The organism is Bacteroidota bacterium (assembly GCA_030706565.1).
In the GTDB taxonomy this organism is placed as follows: domain Bacteria; phylum Bacteroidota; class Bacteroidia; order Bacteroidales; family JAUZOH01; genus JAUZOH01.
Genome location: JAUZOH010000500.1, coordinates 1 through 2553 on the forward strand (window position 1 = coordinate 1; position 2553 = coordinate 2553).

General features: G+C 34.7%; 3 protein-coding genes and 1 tRNA gene. 2 read left to right on the plus strand and 2 right to left on the minus strand.

Translation table 11 applies throughout. The features are described 5' to 3' along the window. A partial coding sequence (locus tag Q8907_16050) for a hypothetical protein (protein MDP4275781.1) occupies positions 1 to 724 on the minus strand: 724 nt, incomplete at its 3' end. Positions 725 to 1253: 529 nt separating this feature from the next. Here Q8907_16050 and Q8907_16055 point away from each other — a divergent pair. Then, positions 1254 to 1667, plus strand: a complete 414-nt coding sequence (locus tag Q8907_16055) for a hypothetical protein (protein MDP4275782.1) — start codon at positions 1254 to 1256, stop codon at positions 1665 to 1667. A 75-nt stretch (positions 1668 to 1742) separates the two neighbouring features. Continuing rightward, positions 1743 to 2192 carry a YCF48-related protein gene (locus tag Q8907_16060; protein MDP4275783.1) on the plus strand — a complete coding sequence of 150 codons (450 nt, stop codon included), beginning with the start codon at positions 1743 to 1745 and terminating at the stop codon, positions 2190 to 2192. Between the two features lie 134 nt (positions 2193 to 2326). Here Q8907_16060 and Q8907_16065 read toward each other — a convergent pair. Beyond that, positions 2327 to 2400, minus strand: a tRNA-Arg gene (locus tag Q8907_16065). Positions 2401 to 2553: the final 153 nt, after the last annotated feature.

Here is a 2553-nt window from a genome sequence, read left to right on the forward strand (position 1 = left end):
ATTCAGGAGTAAAGGATAACCAGGAAGGTATGACAACAGAAATCCAGTCCAAATTTGAAAAAACATCAATAGTGTCATTACTGCCCACGTAAGGCTTGAGGTTTAAAGCACTTTCGGCGGCAGCAACATAGTTATTGCCTACTAAACAAACAAAAGCATCATCAAAACAAGGCCCGGGAAGTCCTTTACCGGTCAACTCCCCCGAACAAATCAGATAAAATTTTATTTTTCGTATCCCCGTTCCAATGTCTCTAATAAAGGCCGATCTAAGAGTCCAACCAACCCTGTAGGGGATAATCTCATTATTGCATACATACCGCGTCGATTTAACATGATCATTTTCATCACACAATTCCAATTTAATGGTCATTGTTCCCGTATTGCAGAAATAAACACCGGCAAAGATTGTATAGCCCGGATAGTCTGGATTCACATCATCCAAACTTCGAGTGGAATAACCCAATTTCAACAGGTCAATAGTTTGAACAAGGGTAGATTTTCCATAGGAGGACGCCCAATATTTTGTACCTCTGTGGCAACTTTTTTCATCAGTATAAACACTCCAGTATGAAGGGGAAGGATAACCGCCTTGATACAAAGTATCCCTCATGGACCAACCCTCAAAATCGTTTTCTGCACCCGGATTAACAAGTAAATTGATTTGGGCCCATACCATTGGGGATATTGTCATACAAAGGACAACGAAGAATAGTTTTGCTTTCATAAAATGTGAATTTAAAATTGATAAAATATCACACCATGCTTGTTAAATTTAAAAAGGGTGAAATTGGCATCTTTCCTCGATTAAAATCACAAAAATCAAGAAAGGGAAAAGGGAAAATATTTTTTAATAAAAACAGAAATACACTATGATTGCCACAATTCTGTGAATCAACATCGACTTCAAATAAGGCAGGGAAAATTTAAAAAGAAACGATATTTATAATCAATAAAATTACGATATTTTAATTTCAAAACCAAAATCATTAAAAAAACCATTTCCCGTAACAATCTATCCTTTAATCATTTAAAATAGTCGGAGTGCATGATTCATAATCATGAGGTCTTGATTCAACCAATTGAACCAGTGTGGAATTGAAATTAAATTCAAATTTCCATATAATTTTTTTGTAAATTTTCTAACAATTGAACCTGTTAAAAAACAATAAAATAATGAAAAAATTATTATCAGTAGTTTTTAAATAACATTGTTATTAACAGTTATTTCATGCCAAAAAGATAATATGTCCCAAGTGAAGTGGGAAACGATAGACCTTAATTATACAGGGGATTTGAATGATATTTTTATCCTGCCTAATGATACCATCATGCTTTTAAGCAGATTTGACCATACTTACAAAAAAACTTGTGGCTTCGAAAGTGATGATGCCGGTAAAACCTGGAAGCAGAATTGTTTTGATACACTAAGTTCAAGTGGGTTCTCCAATTTTTATTGTTTTAGCCATTTAAAAATATTTGCCGGTAATTATAGATCATATAATGGAGGAAATAACTGGCAAACCTTAGGAAATTTTAAGGGAGGGCTCATGTATTTTTTTAATAATTCAACAGGTATAGGTGTATCAGGATTTTCCATCTTCAAAACAATTGATGGAGGAAATTCATTCCAAATAAAGTATGATACTGTATCATATGTTGGTTGTTAATTTATTCAGTTTGTTGATCATATAACAGGATATGCATCCGGCGGTAAAAGTTTTGATAACTATAACTCTGGAATTATGGTAAAGACTACTGATGGTGGCAATACATGGCAGCCATTATTTAAGAAAACCAGGAGTATAATTGGTATGTCTTTTATTTCGGCCAATATCGGGTATATTGTTATAGATCTTCACGAAGGGAATGTAGTTGAAACCACCCAAACAGGGGCAGAATTATTAAAAACAACAGACGGTGGTAATACCGGGACAAGTATTAACAATAAAATCTACGAAGATTTCAATATTGTTCCATTTCAATGTTATTTTGCCGATGAACAACACGGCTTTATGTGCGGATCATATCTGAAAAGTAAAATAATCTCCACATCTGATGGTGGGAAAACTTGGAAAGAGGAATATACCGGCACTTCCTCCAATTATTTTTTAAACAAAATAATATTTACCTCTTCAAAAATTGGTTATGCAATTGGGAACAATGGTTTACTTATAAAACGTATAGTCTATTAAACCCTCAGGATGGATTTGATTTTATCCTGTTCATCCCGTAATCCGGTCTTATCTGATTCGTATTAATCCTGTTAATCCTGTAATCCTGTCAACCCTCTTCCATTAAAAAAGCCGCTGGAAATCCAGCGGCTTCGTGACCCCGGGGGGATTCAAACCCTCAACCTTCTGATCCGTAGTCAGATGCACTATTCAGTTATGCTACGGGGCCTTGTTTTTTGATGCTGCAAAGGTAAAAAAATTGTTGAATATATATAACGATATAAATATTTTTTATTTTTTATTTACTGCGCCTCCCCCTCTCCTGCCTGATTTTAAGACTTTTGTTACTCTATTTTTATCCGGGAATCCGGGGTTCTGCCCA

Excerpts from the sequence above, each read along its gene's own strand:
- Q8907_16060 (MDP4275783.1), top strand. The coding sequence starts at position 1,743 with ATGGTAAAGACTACTGATGGTGGCAATACATGGCAGCCATTATTTAAG.